Origin of the sequence: Microcystis sp. BLCC-F210 (assembly GCF_042134685.1) — a bacterium.
Lineage (GTDB): Bacteria > Cyanobacteriota > Cyanobacteriia > Cyanobacteriales > Microcystaceae > Microcystis > Microcystis aeruginosa_D.
Genome location: NZ_CP169647.1, coordinates 1,313,349 through 1,335,563 on the forward strand (window position 1 = coordinate 1,313,349; position 22,215 = coordinate 1,335,563).

General features: G+C 41.8%; 13 protein-coding genes. 7 read left to right on the forward strand and 6 right to left on the reverse strand.

The annotated features are described in order from the left end of the window. Positions 1-98 precede the first annotated feature (98 nt). From sat to ACE3JL_RS06270, 3 genes are all read left to right on the forward strand, one after another. On the forward strand, positions 99-1,268 hold the full coding sequence (sat, locus tag ACE3JL_RS06260) for a sulfate adenylyltransferase (RefSeq protein ID WP_193958109.1): 1,170 nt from the start codon (positions 99-101) through the stop codon (positions 1,266-1,268). Continuing rightward, a complete protein-coding gene (locus ACE3JL_RS06265) occupies positions 1,265-3,337 on the forward strand; it encodes a caspase family protein (protein ID WP_375329080.1) in 2,073 nt (690 codons plus the stop codon). The genes sat and ACE3JL_RS06265 overlap by 4 nt, the downstream gene beginning before the upstream one ends. A gap of 76 nt (positions 3,338-3,413) precedes the next feature. Continuing rightward, a complete protein-coding gene (locus ACE3JL_RS06270) occupies positions 3,414-5,060 on the forward strand; it encodes a DUF6930 domain-containing protein (RefSeq protein WP_271992780.1) in 1,647 nt (548 codons plus the stop codon). Positions 5,061-5,279: 219 nt separating this feature from the next. Here ACE3JL_RS06270 and ACE3JL_RS06275 read toward each other — a convergent pair whose 3' ends face one another. Then, the gene (locus tag ACE3JL_RS06275) at positions 5,280-7,244 is read right to left on the reverse strand and encodes an ATP-dependent endonuclease (protein ID WP_375329081.1); all 1,965 of its coding nucleotides are present in this window, start codon (positions 7,242-7,244) and stop codon (positions 5,280-5,282) included. Between the two features lie 582 nt (positions 7,245-7,826). On the opposite strand from ACE3JL_RS06275, the gene msrA reads away from it, so the two are divergent. Beyond that, positions 7,827-8,489, forward strand: coding sequence for a peptide-methionine (S)-S-oxide reductase MsrA (gene msrA, locus ACE3JL_RS06280; RefSeq protein ID WP_271992783.1), 663 nt, complete (start codon positions 7,827-7,829; stop codon positions 8,487-8,489). Positions 8,490-8,574: 85 nt separating this feature from the next. Here msrA and ACE3JL_RS06285 read toward each other — a convergent pair whose 3' ends face one another. Beyond that, on the reverse strand, positions 8,575-10,974 hold the full coding sequence (locus ACE3JL_RS06285; RefSeq protein WP_375329082.1) for an ATP-binding cassette domain-containing protein: 2,400 nt from the start codon (positions 10,972-10,974) through the stop codon (positions 8,575-8,577). A 196-nt stretch (positions 10,975-11,170) separates the two neighbouring features. Between ACE3JL_RS06285 and sir the strand changes: the two genes are divergently transcribed. The 3 genes from sir to ACE3JL_RS06300 all read left to right on the forward strand — a co-directional run bounded on the left by sir (position 11,171) and on the right by ACE3JL_RS06300 (position 15,840). Further along, the gene (gene sir, locus ACE3JL_RS06290; protein WP_375329083.1) at positions 11,171-13,108 is read left to right on the forward strand and encodes a sulfite reductase, ferredoxin dependent; all 1,938 of its coding nucleotides are present in this window, start codon (positions 11,171-11,173) and stop codon (positions 13,106-13,108) included. A 113-nt stretch (positions 13,109-13,221) separates the two neighbouring features. Further along, a complete protein-coding gene (locus tag ACE3JL_RS06295) occupies positions 13,222-14,583 on the forward strand; it encodes a tetratricopeptide repeat protein (RefSeq protein WP_375329084.1) in 1,362 nt (453 codons plus the stop codon). Between the two features lie 3 nt (positions 14,584-14,586). Beyond that, positions 14,587-15,840 (forward strand): AAA family ATPase, encoded by a 1,254-nt coding sequence (locus tag ACE3JL_RS06300; protein ID WP_375329085.1) that lies wholly within the window; start codon positions 14,587-14,589, stop codon positions 15,838-15,840. Positions 15,841-16,213: 373 nt separating this feature from the next. On the opposite strand, the gene ACE3JL_RS06305 is transcribed toward ACE3JL_RS06300, so the two are convergent. The 4 genes from ACE3JL_RS06305 to ACE3JL_RS06320 form a co-directional block, all read right to left on the reverse strand. Further along, the gene (locus tag ACE3JL_RS06305; protein WP_375329086.1) at positions 16,214-16,843 is read right to left on the reverse strand and encodes a ribonuclease D; all 630 of its coding nucleotides are present in this window, start codon (positions 16,841-16,843) and stop codon (positions 16,214-16,216) included. 189 nt (positions 16,844-17,032) lie between these two features. Next, the gene (locus ACE3JL_RS06310; protein WP_375329087.1) at positions 17,033-18,022 is read right to left on the reverse strand and encodes a CAP domain-containing protein; all 990 of its coding nucleotides are present in this window, start codon (positions 18,020-18,022) and stop codon (positions 17,033-17,035) included. 105 nt (positions 18,023-18,127) lie between these two features. Next, on the reverse strand, positions 18,128-19,375 hold the full coding sequence (gene trpB, locus ACE3JL_RS06315; RefSeq protein WP_271992792.1) for a tryptophan synthase subunit beta: 1,248 nt from the start codon (positions 19,373-19,375) through the stop codon (positions 18,128-18,130). A 137-nt stretch (positions 19,376-19,512) separates the two neighbouring features. Continuing rightward, positions 19,513-22,083, reverse strand: coding sequence for a DUF3536 domain-containing protein (locus tag ACE3JL_RS06320; protein WP_375329088.1), 2,571 nt, complete (start codon positions 22,081-22,083; stop codon positions 19,513-19,515). Between the last annotated feature and the right edge of the window lie 132 nt (positions 22,084-22,215).

Here is a 22,215-nt window from a genome sequence, read left to right on the forward strand (position 1 = left end):
AACGGTTCCAACTGGAAAATCATCGCCAGACCCAACCCCTTGATTAAGGGTTAACCAACTTCTGATAGGATCAACCGTGACAATGTAAAGAAATTTTTATGACTGTACTGACCGAAGGAATCGCGCCCCACGGTGGGCAATTAATTAATCGTATTGCTACCGCTGCCGAAAAAGCCGAATTTCTGGCCCTAGCTGAAAAACTACCGCGAGTTTCCTTAGATGAACGATCGCTCTCGGATTTAGTTATGATTGCTATTGGTGGTTTCAGTCCCCTCAAAGGCTTTATGGAACAGGACGACTACGAAAAAGTCGTCGATGATATGCGTCTAATCAATGGTTTACCCTGGGCAATTCCCGTGACTCTTTCCGTTAGCGAAGCAGTGGCGGATCCTCTCAAAGAAGGCAACTGGATTCGTTTAGACGACAGCGAAGGCAACTTTGTCGGAGTCCTGGAACTAACCCAAAAATACCGTTATAATAAGGCCCACGAAGCAGTTAACGTCTATCGCACCGACGACCAGAAACACCCCGGGGTAAAAGTCCTCTATGAACAGGGAGAAATTAACCTCGCAGGTCCAATATGGTTACTTCAGCGCGATCCTCATCCTCAGTTTCCCAAATATCAGATCGATCCTCTGCAATCGCGCAAGATGTTCCACGAAAAAGCTTGGAAAACGATTGTCGGTTTCCAAACCCGTAATCCCATCCACCGGGCCCACGAATACATTCAAAAATGCGCCCTAGAAGTGGTAGATGGTTTATTCTTGCATCCCCTTGTCGGCGCTACCAAAAGCGATGATGTGCCGGCCGATGTGCGGATGCGTTGCTATGAGATCATGATGGATAAATACTTCCCCCAAGATCGCGTTATTCTAGCTATCAACCCCTCAGCTATGCGTTATGCCGGCCCCCGGGAAGCAATTTTCCACGCTATTATCCGTAAAAACTACGGTTGTACCCATTTTATCGTCGGTCGTGACCATGCCGGAGTCGGCGACTACTACGGAACCTACGATGCCCAGTATATCTTTGATGAGTTCGAGCCGGGGGAATTGGGAATCGTGCCGATGAAGTTTGAACACGCTTTCTACTGCACCCGCACTTCGGGAATGGCAACCACCAAAACTAGCCCCAGTTTACCAGAAGAGAGAATCCACCTTTCGGGAACGAAAGTCCGGGAACTGCTGCGTAAAGGAGAATTACCACCTCCCGAATTTTCCCGTCCAGAAGTGGCTGCCGAATTAATCCGGGCTATGCAAGGATCATGAACATAACTAGGCGAGAATTGCTCCAGCAGACAGGTTGGGGGTTGCTGACTTTGGCCATTAGTCAAGGAACCCTTAACCGTCATTTGGCTGCTCTCGCCGCCCCTAATCCCCGAAAATTGGCTCTTTTAGTCGGTATTGACCAGTATGGGGCGAATATTCCGCCGCTGCCCGGTTGTCTTACCGATGTGGAGTTACAAAAAGACCTTCTCCGTTATCGTTTTGGTTTTCAGGATGCTGATATAGTGACTTTAACGGGACAAAAAGCTAGTGGAGAAGCGATCGAATCGGCTTTTTTAGAACACCTGATCGCCCAAGCCAAGGCAGGCGATGTGGTCATTTTTCACTTTAGCGGTTATGGCAGTGTTGGGGCCGGAAAAGAGGTTTTTATTACTGCTCATGGGGCAGAAAATGCTTTACTTAAGGAAAATATCCTGCTGATGGCTCGCTGTCTAGCTACGGATAAGTTTAGCTTGATTTTTGATAGTAGTCATCTCCCCCAACCTCAGCCCTATCTCGGTAATCTCCGCGTTCGTTCCTATCCCGAAGCCCTGACTGATCTTAACCCCGCCGAGTTAACTTTCGCTGCCGATATTAAAACCCGTTTTAACCTCAAAAATAAGCTTAGTAACGGCGTTATTCTCGCTGCCGCTAAACCAGAGCAAATCGCCCTGGAATTGAGCGGTAATAGCCCCAATGCTGGCTTATTCACCTATGATCTCACCCAGTATCTCTGGCAAGCTTGCCCCAGTCCGACAATTGCGATCGCTTTTCCCCATCTCCGTAATCTTGTCGCTAGTCACAGCAGTGAACAACAGCAGCCGGCAATCCTAACCAATCAAAAAAATAATTCTGCGCCGCCCTATCATACAACGTCAGAAACGTCAAGGGGGGGCGCAGCAATTGTTACAAATCTTATTGATGAACGCACCCTAGAAGTCAATCTGGTGGGCCTGCCCTTAGAAATCCTAGAAAATTACGGAATTAACTCCTGTTTAAGCTTTATTGAGGCGACTGGGGAGGAAATTAGCCTACAAATTCTCTCCCGTCAGGGTTTAAAAGCCAAAGCGCAATTATTATCCCCGGCTGCTTCCCTAGAAATAGGACAGATTCTACAGGAAAAATTGCGGGTTTTTCCGAGTCAAATCGGTTTAATCGTCGGTTTGGATAGTAATTTAACCCGGATTGAACGGGTAGATGCCACCAGTACCTTTGCTGGTTTGCCCGATGTGGCCGCCGTGGTTAACATTGGCGAACAAACGGTAGATTGTCTCTTAAGTCGAGTTGGTAGCGAAGAAACTGGCAATTATCAGTTATTATCTGCCAATGGCTCCCCAATTATCGGTAGTTTAGGGGCGGCCAACGAAGCAATTAAATCGGGAATCAAAAGACTGCAATCGCAACTAGAAACCCTACTGGCCTGCAAATTGTGGCACTTGTTGATCAATCAAGAATCCTCTGGTTTAGCCGTCATTGTCACCCTAGAAAGCCTCGATCAAACCTATATCTCCACGGTACAAACCCAAAAAATTGCGGGTAGCAAGGGGAATAATACCGCTAAAAATGACTTAATTCTGCCCGTTGGGACGGAAATTCGCTATCAAATCGAAAATCAAGAAGAACAACCCCTCTACGCAATAATCCTTATCCTCAACAGCGATCTCCAACCGCTTTTATACTGTTCCCGTCCCGAAAACCCCGATAATTTCAGCAATTCTAGCCCATTAGCCCCCTTTGTCGTGGCCGCCAAAACCAAGGCCACTATCCCCAATTCAACCCTAGGACATTGGAAAATTAGTCAACCCAAGGGCATCAGAGAGAATATACTGATCCTCAGTCGCCATCCTTTCCCGAATACCTTGACCCTTCTCAATGCCGCTCAAAGCCTCAAGGGAGAAGCAACCCAACTGCTCACCCTGACTAACCCCCTAGAAATAGCCAGAGCTTTCTGGAGCGATCTAAAATTAGATTTAGGCTTAAAAATGGATAATTCTGGCAGTGTCATTGATGAATACGCCTTTGATCTAGGAACTTGGTCAGGTTTCCGGTTTATCTATCAGGTTATGGACTAAATCGATAGAATAATTCTTATGGAATCCTTGAAAAGAAAAGGTTAAAATCCTAACACAGCTACCCCTAAATTTCCCGATGAATCTTCTGCCCCGGACAACCCAAAGCCGCCTCAAAAAAATTCCACAAATTCCCAGTGTTTGGGAAGGAGATCGTCGTGCTTTATCCTTATCCGAGAGAATGCCCCGGGCTACCCTAGAACCAAATCAAGAAAGCGGTGGCGAGTGCGTGATCTGGGTGGATGGTAGCGAGGGCTGTGTACGCTCTATGGAAGTAGTTTCCCCCGAAACCGGGCCCGAGGCCATGGTGAGAACCTTAATCCGCGCCATCGAAACGCCGCAAAGTCCCGCCCGGCCAGCTAGACCGAAAAAAATTATCGTCCGCGATCGAGAAACACAGTTTTTTCTGCGTGGGGTGCTACAAGATCTCGATATCACCATCGATTATGTCCCCAATTTGCCCCTGATCGATGATCTCTTTCGTGGATTCGACGAATTCCAAAATAACCGCCCCCCAGCAATTCCCCCCGCTTGGCAGTCTGCTTTAGTGAAAACTGCTCACGAAATTTGGAAAGCTGAACCCTGGTCCTGTTTAGCTGATTACGATATTTTGGAAATTAAGCTCGATCGCCCCGATTTCCCGCATCTTTACGCTTGTGTCATGGGAATGCTCGGTCGGGAATACGGAGTCATTCTCTATCGTTCCCTAGCATCCCTCAAACAATTCCGCCAGTCCGCTTTAGAAGAAAAATCGATGGAAAGATTAGAAAAAGCCTTTCTTTCCCAAGATTGTTGGTTTTTAAGCTACGAATTGGCCGATGATGATGAGGACGATGATGAGGATGACTACGATCTGGCCTCGGTCGCCCCTTCCCAAATCCATCCAGTTTTCGGCAGCGTGCATCCCTACGAAGGCATTCGACCCTATTTAGATGAAGAAGAAGCAATCACGGTATATTTAGCTTTAATAGCTCTGTTGCGCTTTTTTAAAGGCAATCAATCCGCTTTATCCGAAGAACCGATCGGAGAATTACAGCGTCGTTTTCGCATACCCCTCGATCCCGAACAAGCAAAAGGAGAAACCGTGGCCGTGACAGTGGCCACGATGCCCGATCTATGTGCGGAATTTATGCAACTCTTAGAGGAGGAGGAGGACGACGATGATGATGAGGATGATGAGGAAGAATCCGTACTCAAAGAAAATCTAGTCCCTGATAATGCTCACCTCAGTTTGGGAATGGTTCCCTGGCAATTATTGGATAAAATTCGCAGTCGTCCAAAAATCCATTATCAACCCCAATCCGTACCCACAAAAGGGGAGGGTTTTCCCGTGGTCATGATCCAGACCTCCCGACCAAAGGCCAAGGAACTGATCGAAAAAATCGAACAAGCTGGCGGTTTGGCGGCCATTGGTTTTAACCCCGGCGAAGATCCCCTAGAAGATACCCGTTATGATCTCGGGATTCTGAAAATGGCTAATGGTGATCTCTATCTATTTGGAGAATTCGAGCAGGATGATCCCGATCACCGTAATGCTCGCCGCAATTGGCAAAAACGCATCAAAAATACCGAGGGTTATTGTGGTTTGATTATTGCCATGGGGGTAACGGGTTCCTCCTGCGGTAATCCCCAATTAAACGATATGTTAGCCCTCTACGAGGCAAAATCGATCGATAGTAAAGATTTAGACTTGGGAGTTTTGACTCTTATGCCTCACTTCGGTTAATTTGAACCGGCAGCGGCGCAGCTTTTTTCAGTGAACAGTGAACAGTAATCAGTTTGCTTGGCAAATTCATTGACATACTCCCACCGTCAAGCTGCGCTATGAAGTGTAGAAATATGCCCATGACGAATCGATTTTTACCGCCGCGCATGGGCAGAAATTCGCTTAATGGGTAGGTCAACTTCGATCAGGCGTTTAGGGTAGGTCATCAGGGTTAAAATTTTACAATTTGGTTAAAAAATCCCACTCATTAAACCAAGTCGAGCGATCAACAAGATTGAGTAATGAAATAAAATCTTGCTCAATATTGAACTCTATATTATAAGGTTTGGTCACTTGATTGATAATTGCTTGAACATCATTTTTATTAGCCATTTTATAAAATTCACGATTGTCATTGATGGTTTTTAAATACCTCCTAAATCGAGTATTTAGACTAATATCCTTTTCTCTAATAGGATTTTGGTTATTCAAAAAATCCCTTTTACTTAGTTGTTCCCTGACGTTGGCATACCGATGGCAAGTATCATCAATATATTTATCATCAAGACTCTCTAGCTTTTCTTGCATAATTGTTAAATAATGATTCTCTAGGGATTGTACCAAAGCAGATCGATCAATATTAATATCATCTTTTTTGGCTTCTAGCCATTTTTTTAGTAGATGAGATAACTTGATCAAATCCATTAATAAAATTGACTCAAAAGTATAAGACGGAGTGATATAAGTTAGAATTTTAAAATGACTACCCAGTGCTTCAATAAGCTTATCACGGTGATCATCTTCAATAAAATCACGATCAAAGACGAGAAAAGCCTTACTCCAAAGCGTTTCTTGATTCTTAATTTGCTGAAAAACTGTCTTATAACTAGGTAAATCCTTAAAAATTTGAGAGACTCCACCTATCACCCAAAAGACATATTTTTTGGTATTTACCCCTAAAGTCATTTTTTGTAACAATGTATAAATTGCTTTTGCATCATCCTGACCTTCCACAAATAAAATATGATCTGCCTCAATAGCATTGATAACGTCTAAACCATTACTATTACCCAAAGAACTAATAATCGGATTTAGACTAGAGGGATAAATTCCTTTAAAACGAGAGCCAACATCTAAACTCTGTTCATCTTTAACCACAGAAGTATAGTGATAGTTGGGTCTGTTTTCAATATGAAAAAGCTGATACAGAGGAACCTGACGAATTAGAGTCTCATTATGAGTTGTTAAAAAGATTTGAGTATTTGTCGAAAATCTAAGAACCGTATCGATTAAACGTTTTTGAATATCCCGATGAATATGACTATCAGGCTCATCAAATAAAATTAAGTTTAGGTCTCTAGTTTTTTCTGGTGCGTAAAGATTCAATAAAATAACAATAATTTGTAACGTTCCACTTCCCAACAGAGAAATATCTTTCTCAATATCTTTTGACTCGATTTTATAATCAATCACTGATTTTATATCTTTTTGGATATCACTTTTAGGAAAAAACTCAATTCTTTTCTCGTTGTTAAAGAGAATATACGATAAATGTCCAATAAAATTATCGTAAAGATTTTCATTTCGAGTTGTATCATAATAAAGATTGTATAAACGATTACGAACAACTTCAACAGACTCTCTTTTTTGAATAGATTCAATAATTTGTGGACGAGTCACAAATCTCTCCTCAGTTCTGATGGTGGCTACAGGAGAGGCAAAAGATGCACTAATAGGGTTGGGAAAATTTTCAAAAAACTCATTGAATCCTCTAAAGTTATATTGGCTATAATTCAAAAGCTCGATAACATAATTTAAACCAAAAGTCTTGATAGAAAAACCAATTTCTAAATTTATATTTTCTTTATTTAAATTAATAGACAATTCAATAGGAGCAGTTGTATCACGTTGATAAAAGATATCGTCAATATTTGAAGTTCTAACCGTTTTAATAGTTTCGTAAGGAAAATATTTTTCTGTTGTATGACCGAGAATATAATCACCTTTTTTGTATAACTCTTTATATCCTTTGCCCGCTTGCCGAATTAGCTTATTAAAACACTCATGCCAAAGAGCGATCGCCTCTAGCAAATTGGTTTTTCCTGAATTATTAACCCCAGTAAAGACATTAAAATCAGGATCTAAATCTACGGTAACATCTTGAAAAGACTTAAAATTTTTAATCTGAATTTTGCTGATCTTCATTCCCGTTCATCCTGCCGTAGAATTGCCTCTAGTCCAAGCTGATAATGTTCAATGCTTGAACAGGTTGCCGTCCTAGCGTAACCGCATCTCGAATGACATAAACTTCCGACATTGTCCCACAGTTAAACACCCTATAGAGCCAATAGTCCCGCTTTAATCGTTCGGCTGTTTTATACTTATCTCTGATGCTAACACAATTGGGAAGTAGGTTAGCCCAATTAAATCTAATTAGGGGGCAGCCTCGTAGGTTGGTTTGAGCGAAACAATACTTGGGAGAAAACCTATTAATTCGATTGAAAAAGCGAAACCCAACAAACCCAACGCTTACTACTTAACTCTCAGAGTAATTGGCTGATAGCATTTTTATTTATTCGTGGCAGGCATCCTACTCGCCTCTCCCCTTCGCCGGACAGGGGTTGGGGGTGAGGGTAATTAACCATCTCTGTCATTACTTTAGAAAAATGGTATCAGTAGATTGACAAAAATTGGGCTGCAGCCTTAGTTCTGATCACTGATCACTGAAATCGCCAAAATTAAGCGATAATGTAAAGTAAAGTAAAACTTTCTGGACAAATTCTTATTATGGTGTTATTCGGATTCGGAAAAAAATTAACTTTGCCTACAGTAAGGGAAGCACTACCCGGGCGATCGGAAAAAATGCCCGTACCTAGCAGCCACTACGTTAACGGTCATCCTTTGCAGCCCCCCTTTCCAGTCGGTATGGAAAGCGCAATGTTCGGTTTAGGCTGTTTTTGGGGAGCAGAGCGGAAATTTTGGCAATTAGAAGGAGTTTACACCACGGCCGTGGGTTATGCGGCTGGTATCACCCCCAATCCCACCTATCAGGAAGTCTGTACCGGCATGACTGGGCATAATGAAGTGGTCTTAGTGGTTTATGATCCCAGGGTGATTTCCTACGAACAACTGTTAAAGGTTTTCTGGGAAAGTCATAATCCCACCCAAGGAATGCGTCAGGGTAATGATACGGGAACTCAGTATCGATCGGGTATCTATACTTATAGTCCCCAGCAAAAGCAATTAGCGGAAAAATCTCGATCGATCTATCAAGACGCTCTCAATAAAGCGGGCCATGGTCAAATTACCACGGAAATTATCGACGCACCTGAATTTTATTATGCTGAAGGTTATCATCAGCAGTATTTAGCGAAAAACCCCGGCGGTTACTGCGGTTTAGGGGGAACGAAAGTGGAATGTCCGATCGCTCTTGATCTGAAGTTAAATTAAGTAGGGTTAGGAGTCAGTTATCAGTTATCAGTTATCAGTTATCAGTTATCATTCATAATTCATAATTCATAATTCATAATTCAGATCATAAAATATCTTTTCTTTTTTGCAACCAATAGGTAAGGAGAAAATAAATAAGGGAATGAAGAATTAAAACTCCCCAATTCAATAACAAATTATTGATAGATAATTGATAAACTTGATTGACATCCTCAAAGGGTAAAGGGATATTAAAGGTATTTTGTTCTTTCGCTTCTGCAATCATAGCTTCCACCTCTACTAATACCCCGTAGGCAGCAATCGACCAGCGACTAATCATCAACCATGATAGATATTTCCCCAGACCTTCTAAGCTAAATAATACCCCAGCAAAGATAATCTGAGGAATTAAAATTAAAGGTAAGGCGCTATTTGCTTGGGTGATATTACTAACCCCAGCAGAAATTAATAAACCGAGATTAATTGCCGCAAATATAGTTAAAAATGTGGTAATAAAACAGCCAGTTAACCAGGTCATTAATTCCGGTTGCGGGTCAGTAAATCCCCAAGATATCACGCAGGTAATTACAATTGTTTGCAGAAAAGCTAAGGATGCTAAAACCAGAATTTTTGAGAATAAATAGGGTAATAATCCCAAATTAACTAATCTTTCTCGCTGATAAATGGCTGATTCTTTAACAATTTCCTGTAGGGAACAGGCAAAACCTACCCACAATTGCGCGCAGGTAAAAACAAAGAGAGTTTTTAATGCTAAAGGTGCCGATTGGATAGCCTGATCAAAACTAGGACTATCTCCCAAAAATAAAGGATTTTTGCCACCTAAAACCATAGCCATTAAGAAAATTCCGATCGGTGCGGTTAATAGGTATAAAATTAAACTAAATTGATCACGGATAATTAATTGGCTATAGCGTTGACATAAAACCTGTAGTTGTGGCCAAAAAGATTGTTGAACCTGTTGCGGTTTACTATGATTTTGCTGAAATATTTTAGCGATTCTTGCTTCAATATTATTTTTGTAGTAGTCGGATTGTTGGAAACGTTGGCATTCTTGCTCAACTTTTTCCCTAGTTTCCAGATGAATATAAATATCGGCAAAATCCCCCTGAGGTAAAGAGAAAAAATTTAAGGCCTCCCCCGGAGAACCAAAATAACATAAATTGCCTCCTTGACCAAGAAAAACTAATCGATCGCAGAGATTGATATTATTAGTAGCATGGGTGACTAGGAGAATTGTTCTGCCTTCTTTGGCTAATTTTGCCAGTAATTCCATCATCTTTTTATCTAAACCGGGGTCTAATCCCGAGGTGGGTTCATCTAAAAAGAATAATTTGGGATTGGCTAATAATTCTACCGCAATACTCACCCTTTTTAATTGACCACCGCTTAAGTCTTTGACTAAAGTATTTCTTCTTTCTAATAATTCCACCTGCTGCAGGGTTTTCTCGATCACTTCTTGGCAATTAAGATCGGGAGGTAGCCTTAATTTAGAAGCGTAATATAACACTTCTCCCACAGTTAAATCCCTGTGAACGATATCGTATTGGGGAACATAACCGATTTGGGTGCGATAGATATTAAAATTCTGGCGCAGCTCTTCCCCATTCAGATAAACAGTTCCCGAGGTGGTGGGTTCAATTCCTAATAAAGTCTTTAATAAAGTCGATTTTCCCGCACCACTTCCCCCGACAATTGCCACTAATTGACTCGGTTCGATCGGTAGGGAGATATGATTGAGAATTATTAAAGGTCGTTTCTTTTTATCCCGCACCATCTTGACGATATTTTCGGCATCCAGACGGATATTATCCCCCGTATCTAATAAAACTAAGTCATCTCCCTGCAAACGAAAACTATAGGGTCCGATTCTCACCGTACAACCATTAGTTAAAATGGCACTACCTGATACTTTTTGTCCGTCGATAAAGACTCCATTGGTGCTTTTGTCGTGGAGAATATAACGATTTTGGTTATCGCTGTCGATAATCGCGTGTTGTCGGGAAATTGTCGGAGCGTCTAAAACCACAGTGGCAGCATTATCTCGTCCTAAAACTACACTGCGATTACCTAGGGAAACCGATTTAAAAGCTAAAGGTGGGCTTTTTACCTGTTGGTTAGGATGATAATAGGTAATCTTGACGCAATTTTTGACATCTTGACCGATATTAATCTCATCCCCATTTCGTAAAAGATAGCCCTCTTTGGGAGTAATGACGCGATTGTTGATAAAAAGTTGATTGGAACTAGGATTAGTCCCGTCTCCATCGTAGATATAGTAATCATCTCCCTGACGACGAAAACAAGCTTGTACTCGACTCACCACCGTCCAGTGTTGGGGAACAACTAAATCCACCTGTTGACCATCCCGACCCAATTTATAATTAGGACGACTCAGATTAATAGAAGGGAGAATTTCTCCCTGATTGTTAAGAATAATGTAGGGTTCTTGACTAATAACCGTTTTAATGTTGGGAGAATTGGTCATAAAAATTTGATCGGTAGATGGCGTTCGCGGGGGACGGTAAGAAGTTAAGATAGAATTAATGTCTCGATCGCTACTGTTAACCTCAGAGTCTGGAACGAACTCTAGAGATCATGTTAGTAAAACTTCTTAGGATCGATCGAGCTTATCTAAATTCCTATTCCTAAGACCTATCCACAGGTTATCGTGCTGTTAGACGATGGTTACAACTCCTATTTCTCCTACCGCTAAGGTTTCTAAAGTCGAAGGTATCAAAGAACGCAGTAATTATCTACGAGAACCTTTGGCCAGTGAACTCCTCGAAGATACAACCCATTTTACCGATGCGGCGGTTCAGATTCTCAAGTTTCACGGTTCCTATCAACAGGATAATCGCGACAATAGAGCCAAAGGTCAAGAAAAAGACTATCAAATGATGTTGCGTACCCGCAGTCCGGGGGGTTTTATCCCCGCGCAACTATATCTTACCCTCGATAGTTTGTCCGATCGCTACGGGAACGGCACTTTACGGGTGACAACTCGCCAAGGCTTCCAATTACACGGTATTTTAAAGAAAAATCTCAAAGCTACCCTCGGGGAAATTATCCGCAGTATGGGATCCACTTTAGCGGCCTGTGGTGATGTTAACCGCAATGTCACTGCACCGCCAGCCCCCTACAAAAATCGCCCTGAATACGGCTATGCTTGGGAATATGCCAATAATATCGCCGATTTGCTCACTCCCCAAACTGGAGCTTACTACGAAATTTGGCTCGATGGCGAAAAAGTGATCAGTGCAGAAGAAGCGCCAGAAGTCAAGGCATCGAGACAAAAAGATACAAATGGCATTAACAAAAATGATCCGATCGAACCAATCTACGGTCAACATTATATGCCCCGTAAGTTCAAGATCGGTGTCACCGTGCCGGGAGACAACTCCATCGATATCTACACCAATGACCTCGGTTTAGTGGTGATTACCGACGCAAACGGTCAATTACAGGGTTTTAACGTCCTTGCGGGGGGTGGACTGGGAAGAACCCACAATAAGGAAGAAACTTTCCCCAGAATGGCCGATGCGATCGGTTATGTGAGCAAAGAGGAGGTATATGATCTGGTAAAAGCGATCGTGGCAACCCAAAGAGATTACGGCGATCGCGGCGATCGTCGTCATGCGAGAATGAAATATATCCTCGAAGAATGGGGAGTAGAGAAATTCCGCAGCACTGTTGAGGGTTATTTCGGCCAAAAAATTGCCCCCTACCAACCCCTCCCCGATTGGAAATATCAAGACTTTTTGGGATGGAATGAACAGGGAGACGGAAAATTATTTTTTGGTCTTTCTGTGGAGAATGGCCGGGTCAAAAATGAAGGCAGTTTTCAGCTAAAAACCGCCTTAAAAGTGATTATCGAGCGTTTTGAGCCACCCATGCGCTTGACGGCTAATCATAATATCATTCTCTACGAAATTGAACCCAAGGATCAGCAAGCGATCGAGGCGATCCTGAAAGAACACGGAATTATCACCAATCCCGCCGAAATTGACCCTTTAACCCGTTATGCCATGGCCTGTCCCGCTTGGCCCACCTGTGGATTAGCGATTACTGAGTCAGAAAGAATTTTACCCAGCGTGATTGAACGCATTCGCACCCTGCTTAATCGCTTAGGATTATCCAAAGAGGAATTTGTCATCCGCATGACAGGATGTCCCAATGGCTGCGCGCGTCCCTATATGGCAGAATTAGGATTTGTGGGTAGCGCTCCCAATTCCTACCAACTCTGGTTAGGGGGAACAGCCGATCAAACTCGACTAGCGCGCCCCTATTTGGATAAAATGGCGATCGATGATCTAGAAAAGGTCTTAGAACCGATTTTCGTTTACTTCCAACAGGAGCAACAAAATAACGAAACCTTCGGAGAATTCTGTCACCGAGTCAATTTCCCTGCTTTACAAGCATTTTCAGCCACCTACACACCTAAAATGACCGAAACTACTACCACTGAATCAAAACCCAAACGCGTGCGTAAAAATCAAAACCGTGTCAGCGTCCCCGATGATATGTTTGTCCGTCTCAAGGAAGCTTCGGAAACGGAAAAACGGCCGATGAATCAAATCATCAATGAGGCGCTAGAGGCCTATTTCAGCCAAAAATCCTAATCAGTTATCAAGGTGGGACTTAACCCACCTTTTTTTAATTAGTATATTCATAGGGTCGGTCTGTCGAAAAAATCATCGTCCATCACATCATCACATCAATCTCAATCAAAGCAATGAATGAACAACGCGCTCAAGCTTATGTGAATTTAATTGAACAGTTGCTTGCTCGTGCTGATGATGAGGAACTCAATAATATTCTGCAAGCAAATCAGGAATTGATTGACCCCCAATTTTTGCAGGTGATGGAAAACTATGCAACAGGTTTAATTGATATTTCAGAGTCTCCCTTGGGAAGTCGGGCTAATAATCTGGAAATCGCTATTATAGGCTATCACACCCTGTTAAAAGTATATAGCCGTGATGCTTTTCCTTATGAATGGGCAAGGATACAAAATAATCTGGGGAATGCTTATAATAAGCGTATCAGAGGGGAAAGGGCAGAAAATTTAGAGTTAGCTATTGTTGCTTATAATCTGTCTTTAGAAGTATATACCCGTGATGCTTTTCCTTATGAATGGGCAATGATACAAAATAATCTGGGGAATGCTTATAATAAGCGCATTCTTGGGGAAAAGGCAGATAATCTAGAGTTAGCGATTGTTGCTTATAACCTGTCATTAGAAGTCTATACCCGTGATGCTTTTCCTGAAGATTGGGCAGTAACACAAAATAATCTAGGGACTGCTTACATAAACAGAATCAAAGGAGATATAGTAGAGAATATAGAAACCGCAATTTTCTGTTATCAAGAAGCCTTAAAAATTCGTACTTTTGATGTCTTTCCTCTTGACTGGGCAACTACTCAAAATAATTTAGGTAATGCTTACAGTGAACGAATTAGAGGCAATAAAGCCGAGAATATCGAAAATGCAATTGTCTGTTATCAAGAAGCCTTAAAAATTTATACCCGTCAAGCCTTTCCAGGAGATTGGGCAGAGACACAATATAATTTAGCCAATACTCTCAGAGAACGATTTAAACTTCTTGGTAAAGTGACAGACATTCAACAAGCAATTAACTCTTATAAACAAGCTGGAGAAATTATTGAAAAAACCGAAGACAAAACCTTATATTTTAACTATTCCTATCAATTAGGAAAAGCTTTATTTGAGGGCGGATATTATACAGAAGCTATTGAACACTTAGAAAATTGTCAGCAACTTTATCAAAAACAAAAGGATATTAGTAGTTTGGCTCCAATTTTATTGGAACTTGCCCGTCTCTATCATCGCACTGGTAGGCTCGAACAGGCAAGACTTTATTTTAAAGATTCTTTACGTCTATTCCGTCGTTTAGGTGATCAAGATAATGTGGCTTCTGTGACAACTGCACTGGGCAATCTAGAAATACAAATTGGCAAGATTTCCCAAGCTTGTAGTCATTTAAAAGAAGCACAAACATATTATCAAGAAAACAATGATAAGGAACGACTAGAGGAAATTAATTATCTACTAAAAATTCTACAATCTGCGTAAAAAATGTCAAGACTCAGCCGTTATCAATCAACTCTCAAAAAATGGGGACTTATAGAAAATCCTTTTCGACCAACTCCCCCCGATGATCGCAAAAAATTAGCAAAGATTTTTTATGGACGAGATCAAGTTTTAGATGTCGTTATTCCGACCCTCTATGAAGGACGTAATATCTTAGTTAGGGGAGCTTGGGGTATTGGTAAAACCGCCTTAATTTTTAATTTAATTAACCAGTTACAACAGGAAGTTAACCAATTAAATGAAAAAATGTTATTGCTTTATATTAGCAGTATTCCTGGGGAAAGTTCCACGGAATTTTATCGTGCTTTATTATTAGCTGTAGCCGATAGTTTAGCGGATAGTGATCAAGAATCAAGAGACATTGCTAATACACTTTTAGGGTATTCTATTCAACGTAATAAAACCACTATCGAAGGGCAAGTTAGATTAGGCTTTTTATCCTTTGGCAAAAAGGAAGAATCCCCTGCTAATCAACTGACTCCCACTGCCAATGCTGATCCCTATCCTTTACTCATTCGTTTATTAAATAGAGCCGAAGAAATTTATTCTCGTATTGTTATTGCTATTGATGATTTTGACAAAAAAGACCCCATTGTTGTCCAGACAATTTTAGAAAGTAGTTTAGATTTATTTCGGATGGGAAAACATCGAGGATTTATTATGACAGGAAGAGGCTTTACCGAGCTTCAAGAAGCAACCTTAAAAGCCCTTGGTATCTTTTCTGAAGATATTCCCCTTGAACCCATGAGTCAAGATGATTTACGTCACATTGCTATTAATTATCTTAATAGTGCCAGAAACGAACAGCGAAATGATCCCTATCCTTTCACAGAGGAAGTCATCAATTTAATTACGGGTTACGCTCAAGGAATTCCTCGAGAACTGAATACTATCTGTGAAAAAGTATTAAGGCAAGCTGCTTCAGAAGGATATGAAATTATTGATGAAACTGCTTTTTATTCAATTTGGCAAATCCTTCAAAAAGACTTTACTGATTATTTAAGTCCTCAGTTTCGTCATTTATTATACGTTGCTCATCAAGCCGGTGGCATTAGTGAGAATATTTCTGATCAAACTTTGGCTAAACTTGATGCTATAACCTTTGTTGCTCTCTTGCCCCAACTTAAATCGATGGAAGAACAAGGATTATTAATTCGTCAAGAAGATCAAAGCGGTTTTCGTTTTCTTCCTTCCCAATTATTTCAACCTAAGTTACTCCCTGAGTCTCAGTCTGAGTAAATAATAATTGAAGCCATTAGGGGAGTTATAAAAATCGATCGAGCAAAAAAGCAACTAGGTAATGATTGGGTAGTGGTGGTGAGCCATGGTGCTTATCTTGTATGAAGTGTGTAAAATATTTGTTAATAACAATAATTTGCTTAACTCACTATCTTTATCTAAAAAAATTGAGAATCCCGTTGGGGCTATTTGATACTTTATTTATGACTAAGATAAACAACAAAGCAAAGCGTTAAACCTTCATCCCCACTCCCCTTTGCCCCCCCCGACGTTGGGGGGGTTTTGCCTCTTGCTTCATCTTAACAGGCAATTTAAATTACGAACAGCCTAACAATTTAAGGGAATTAACTTTCGTCAAGAAGATCAAAGCTGACTAATGCTCAAATATATCTTTGTATTGCTGTAAATCTAAAGCGGTGAAGATGGGGATACAACTAAAGCATTTTTGGGTTAATTCCCATCTTTCTTCTCTTTGCAGCATCAAAATTAATTTATCTCGCACTGACAGTAAATAGCGCACATCATTAGCAGCGTAACTCAGTTGTTGTGGGGTGAGATTAGCAGCATTTCCCCAATCAGAACTTTGAGCGGTTTTGTCTAATTCTATACCTTCCAATTCCTGCACGAGACTTTTTAACCCGTGACTACTGGTATAAGTCCGAGCGAGTTTACTAGCGATTTTAGTGCAGAAAATTGGTTTAGTGGCAATGCCAAAAGTTTGGGACAATTGAGCCACATCAAAACGGGCAAAATGAAAGACTTTTTCTATCCGCTCATCCTCCATGACCTTTTTGAGATTAGGAGCCTCTGTTTGCCCCCTAAAAACGCGAATAGCGGTGACAAAACCACTGGGATCACAAAGTTGAATTAAACACAGTCGATCGCGCCCTGGGATTAATCCCATAGTTTCTGTATCTACAGCGATCGAATTAACCCCTAGATAACGCAATAATAGGTCATCGCTTAAATCTCGATCGCACACTTGAAAATTGTCTAAGTTCATATAGTTAGAAGATAGGAGAGCTTTTTTCAGTTATCAGTTATCAGTCATCAGTGATCAGTAAAAAGACAGCACTGTTAATGCGATTTAATACTCCTTACTTAAGACTGTCCACTGAAAACTCAAATCTGATAACTGATAACTAATGTTAAAAACTGATAGTTAAATTTAAATATTATCATGGTCATTTTGTCAACGCTTTTTAACAAAAAGTTGTGTGAAATAATATTCACCAGCATTATTTTTAGCGATACCGATACCGGTGAGATTATAATCACCAACCATATTTTTTTGATGGCCAGGACTATTAATCCAACCCTTGACAGCAACAGCAACAGGGTCAGGATATCCCTTCATAAAAGCCAAGTTTTCGCCCATTTTTTCTAAAGGAATCATCCTTTGTACTGCCTTAATTCTTCCCTCAAAACCATCATGACTAAAAGGAGCCTGTTTGTTGGCCATTTTTTGACTAAATAAGCGAGCTTCATGACTAACGCGAGCATCCAGACGTAGGGGCGGTAAATTTTGAGAAATTCGGTAGCGATTAACTTGATAATTAGTGTTTTCTTCAAGGGTAATAAAAAAAGCTTGATTCCCGATAGGATCATAGCTAAGGGGATTAGTAGCAACGGGAGCGGATTGACGTTTTAAAAATATTTGAGTGAAGTACAATTTTCCTTGACTATCCGTCGCTACTCCAATCCCGGTACTATCAAAATCTCCCTCCATATTTTCCCGATGACCTTGACTTTTAATCCAACCATCCACAGCAATCATTACTGGGTCATTATAACCTTGATTAACTGCCACATTTTCCCCCACCGCTTGATAGGGAATTGAAACACCAATAGTTTGCGCTCTTTTGTCAAAATCTTGATGACTAAAAGGAACTAAACCCGCAGCCATACGTTGACTATGTAATCTTGCTTGTTGCGAAATTTCCTGATTGAATAGTAGGGGAGATAAATTGTGAGATTGACGATAGCGATTGACCTGTTGATAGATTTTATTCTCTAAAACAAGTAAAGTTGCCGCATCTAAAGGAGAGGGAGAAGGAGAGGGAGAGAAAGATGGTACGAGTTCCGTAAAAGAGCTATAGTTTAAGGCACTACAGGCCATTAAACTTGTGGATACAAGCATCAAAAATCCTAACTGATAACGCTTCTTAAAAGAACTTTTCATATTAAGCTAGTCTAGAACAGAGAACAGGTCAAAACTAATATCAAATTTAGATGCACAATAGGTGATCCCTCTCACTGATAACTGTTAACTGATAACTGCTCACTGTTAACCATTCATCGATAGATGTTTAGCCACCGATTGCACATCTTTATCACCCCGTCCGGAGAAATTAATAACAATGCGAGGACTACCGGTTATTTGCGGGCAAAGAGTTTCTAAATAGGCTAAAGCATGGGCAGTTTCTAGGGCCGGAATAATCCCTTCTAAACGGGAAACTCTTTGAAAAGCTTCTAGTGCTTCCTTGTCAGTAACACTGTAATATTCAGCGCGACCACTATCTTTTAAAAAGCTATGTTCTGGCCCGACTCCGGGATAATCTAAACCGGCACTAATCGAGTGGGCCTCGATAACTTGACCTTCGTTATCTTGTAATAAATAACTCATGGCCCCATGTAAAACCCCCGGTTGACCTTGGGTAAGGGTGGCGGCGTGTTTTCCGGAGGCGATACTTTCCCCGGCAGCCTCAACACCAATTAAACGCACGGAAGTTTCTTTAACAAACTCATGAAATAAACCCATAGCATTAGAACCACCCCCCACACAAGCGAGGAGAATATCCGGTGAACCGCCCCATTTTTCCAGACTTTGCTGACGAGTTTCTTGACCAATAACCGCATGAAAATCGCGTACCATCATCGGATAGGGATGGGGACCGGCCACGGAACCAAGGATGTAGTGAGTGTTTTCCACATTAGTTACCCAGTCGCGAATCGCTTCCGAGGTGGCATCTTTCAGGGTTCCCGTCCCGGCGGCCACGGGTTGCACCGTCGCCCCAAGCAGTCTCATGCGGAAAACATTGAGTTCCTGGCGTTCCATGTCGTGAATTCCCATATAAATCACGCATTCTAGACCAAAACGAGCGCAAACCGTAGCGGTGGCCACGCCGTGCTGTCCTGCCCCAGTTTCGGCGATAATTCGCTTTTTCCCCATGCGTTTGGCTAATAAAACCTGACCAAGGGCGTTATTAATCTTGTGGGCTCCAGTATGGTTTAAATCTTCCCGTTTTAGGTAAATTTGCGCCCCAGTACCGTCAGCTTTGGCATAATGGGTGGTGAGACGTTCAGCAAAATATAAGGGACTAGGTCTGCCGACGTAATCTTTGAGCAGTTGATTTAATTCTTGTTGAAAATCGGGGTCGTCTTTATACTGATTATAGGCCGTTTCTAGTTCACTTAAGGCTGGCATCAGGGTTTCTGGGACGTATTTGCCCCCGTAGCGTCCAAAACGCCCAAAAGCATCGGGATACTGGCTTGCTGTGCTGGCTGAGGCGGTATAAATCGGCGTGATAGTCATGTAAACCTTCGATGAGAGACTTATGATCCATTATAAATCTAAGGGTTTAGTCTCTGGGTTAACCTGAGTTCCGGGGCAATCATCGCCTAACCTACTCAATAATTAAAGGGTGAGCATTGCCCACCCTGTTACTGATTTTACATCCAAATACTCACATCAACTTTTAACACCTGTCCTAATAGTAATAACCATTTTAATTGAGTCATCGGCCAGGGACAGGCAGCATCTATTGAATTAGACTGCAAACAATTAGGAACTAGACGCTCGTGGAAATAATAATAGTATAATTCCTGAGAGCGATCGAGGGATAATCCTAGCTTTAATTGTTGGCTAACTTCAATTAAACGGGTGATTAAGCGAGTATCCTCCTCCGCCGTTAAAGGATCGCCATCGTGTAATAATTTCCAAAGAGATTGCCAGAGCAAACTTTCTAAGGTTTGACGCGCTTCGGGAATATTTAATTGACAGTGTAAATGATTGGCTTCTTTAGCAATAGCCAATAATTGATCGAGATTATTTTCCGTTGCTTGCCGCTGCTCAAAATCTTTTTCTAGGGCATTAATCACCTGTAAACAACGGTGAGAAATGGCTATATCGGCCGCTACCTGTAACTCTTGCGGTACGGGCAGCTCATCCCGTTGGAAAGCCGCTAAAATGCCGTAATTATCCCGATAAACTTGGGTGTATAATTGGTCAAGACGTTTTTTAGTTTCGGCTGTCACCTTCTGCATAATTCGGTGTCTTTCATCGGCAAAAAGATGGGGTAAAGCAAAGAAGTTTTCTCCCAATCCGCGCCCCATTTCTACGATCATGGTCGAAACACTGGCCTGTTGTAAAGATTGAAAGAGATGATCCTTAAGATTGCTATAGATTAACCGACTGTTAAACGGTTGAATGCAGCAGTAAAAATCCCAACCTCCTAAATGTAGAACAGCAAAGACAAAATGTTCACTTTCTTGGGTAATTTCCGAGGTTAATTCCACCTGTCCCACCGCTAAAGTTAAAGATCCGATCGCTTGTTTTTGATAATCTAATTGACGGGCATTGTAACAATAAATCCGATGATGACTGGGATAATTGGTAAATAGAGAACTAATAGCGTAATGGGCCGCCACCCGTTCCAAATCCACCCGCGCAGAAGTGACCAATTGTCGATAGACATCGGCCCCATCTTGATATAACTTAACGTTACTGGGAGCGAAAGCTAGACGACTGAGGAAATTCATTTCTAATTGAATTCCAGCCACTTCTCCGGCTAATTCCAGGGACCGGCCAGCATATCTCAAAATTTGCGTGCCTTCAGGTCGAGAAATTTCCTCAAAAAACCAACCACAACTGGTAAACATTAATAAAGCTTGTCTTTGCATTTCTAATAAACGCAAAGCATCGATTTTCTCGCTTTTACTCAGGGTACGACTTTGATGCACAGCTAAGAAATGTTCGATCGCGTCTGGGGATCGATCTAAAATAACTGCAATGTAGTCATCCCTTGTCTGCCAAGGATCCCGGAAAAATTCCTGTCCCTGAATCTCATAGACCTTAATCAACTCATCTCTGAGCCAATTTAGGGACTCCCGCAGGGGTTTACGCCATTTTTGCTGGTAATTTCCCCCTCCCCCGCAACCACAGTCATCCTGCCAACGATTTACACCATGAACACAACTCCACGCGGTCACGGGTTTTAATTCCACTTCCCAAGTGGGGGGGCAAATACTGAGATAATGGGCGAAATTGGTGACTGTCCAGCCGTTTTTAGGAAAAGATTCCGTAAAAGCATAGCTAAGACACTTCTCTGTCCCCTGTTTGTGGTGGCCAAAGGTTTCCCCATCGGTAGCGACGCTGATTAACTGGGAAGGACGATGATCCCCTTTAATTGCTTGTCCCAGACGACCGACGAGAAAATCACTACTGGCTAGGACATCATTAAAGCCCATATCGCGAGAAATCGGACCATCGTAGAAGAAAATATCTAGATAACGACCATCGGGGATGTAACAGCGATAGGGACGGGTGGGATCGATTTGACCTCCGGCCACCGCGTGCCATTGGGGATGGGGATCATGGTCGCTAGGGAAAGGACGACAGCGCAAGGCCTGGGAAGGGGCTAAAATGGTGAATTTAATCCCTTCATCGATTAAAGCTGTCACTGTGGCTAAATCAATGGCTGTTTCTGCTAACCACATTCCTTCGGGATCGCGGCTGAAACGGTGCTGAAAATCGGCTTTTCCCCAACGAATTTGGGTGTATTTGTCCTGTTTGTTGGCTAGGGGCAGAATGATATGATTATAGACCTGGGCGATGGCGTTACCATGACCGTTTAAGCGTTGACAACTTTTTTTATCTGCTGTCAGGATGCGTTGATAAACTTCGGGATCATGGGATTGCATCCATGACATGAGGGTGGCCCCGATGTTAAAGCTGAGATATTCGTAGTTATTGACTATTTTGATCACTTCCCCCCGGTCATTGTAAATACGCGCAAAAGCATTGGCACGATAACACTCGTGATGGATGCGTTCATTCCAATTGTGGAAGGGATGGGCGCTCGGTTGCCGTTCAACTCTGTCTAGATAGGGATTTTCTCGCGGTGGTTGGTAAAAATGTCCGTGAACCGTGATATAAACTCCGTGAGCGGTTTTCAGGGGATCAACCCCCGTATCGGTATAGGAATAAAAGGTTGTAGAAGGATTTTCAACAAGATAAGTCATAGAAATGCCTAGAAAATCGGTTTTTTTGAGCGAAAATAGCTGTAGAATGTAGCGACCTGATGTTTAAAAAGACTGAAAACCTTGCCGTTTTTTACGGACTCGGTGTCACAATATCATATTTTGCGTTCCTAG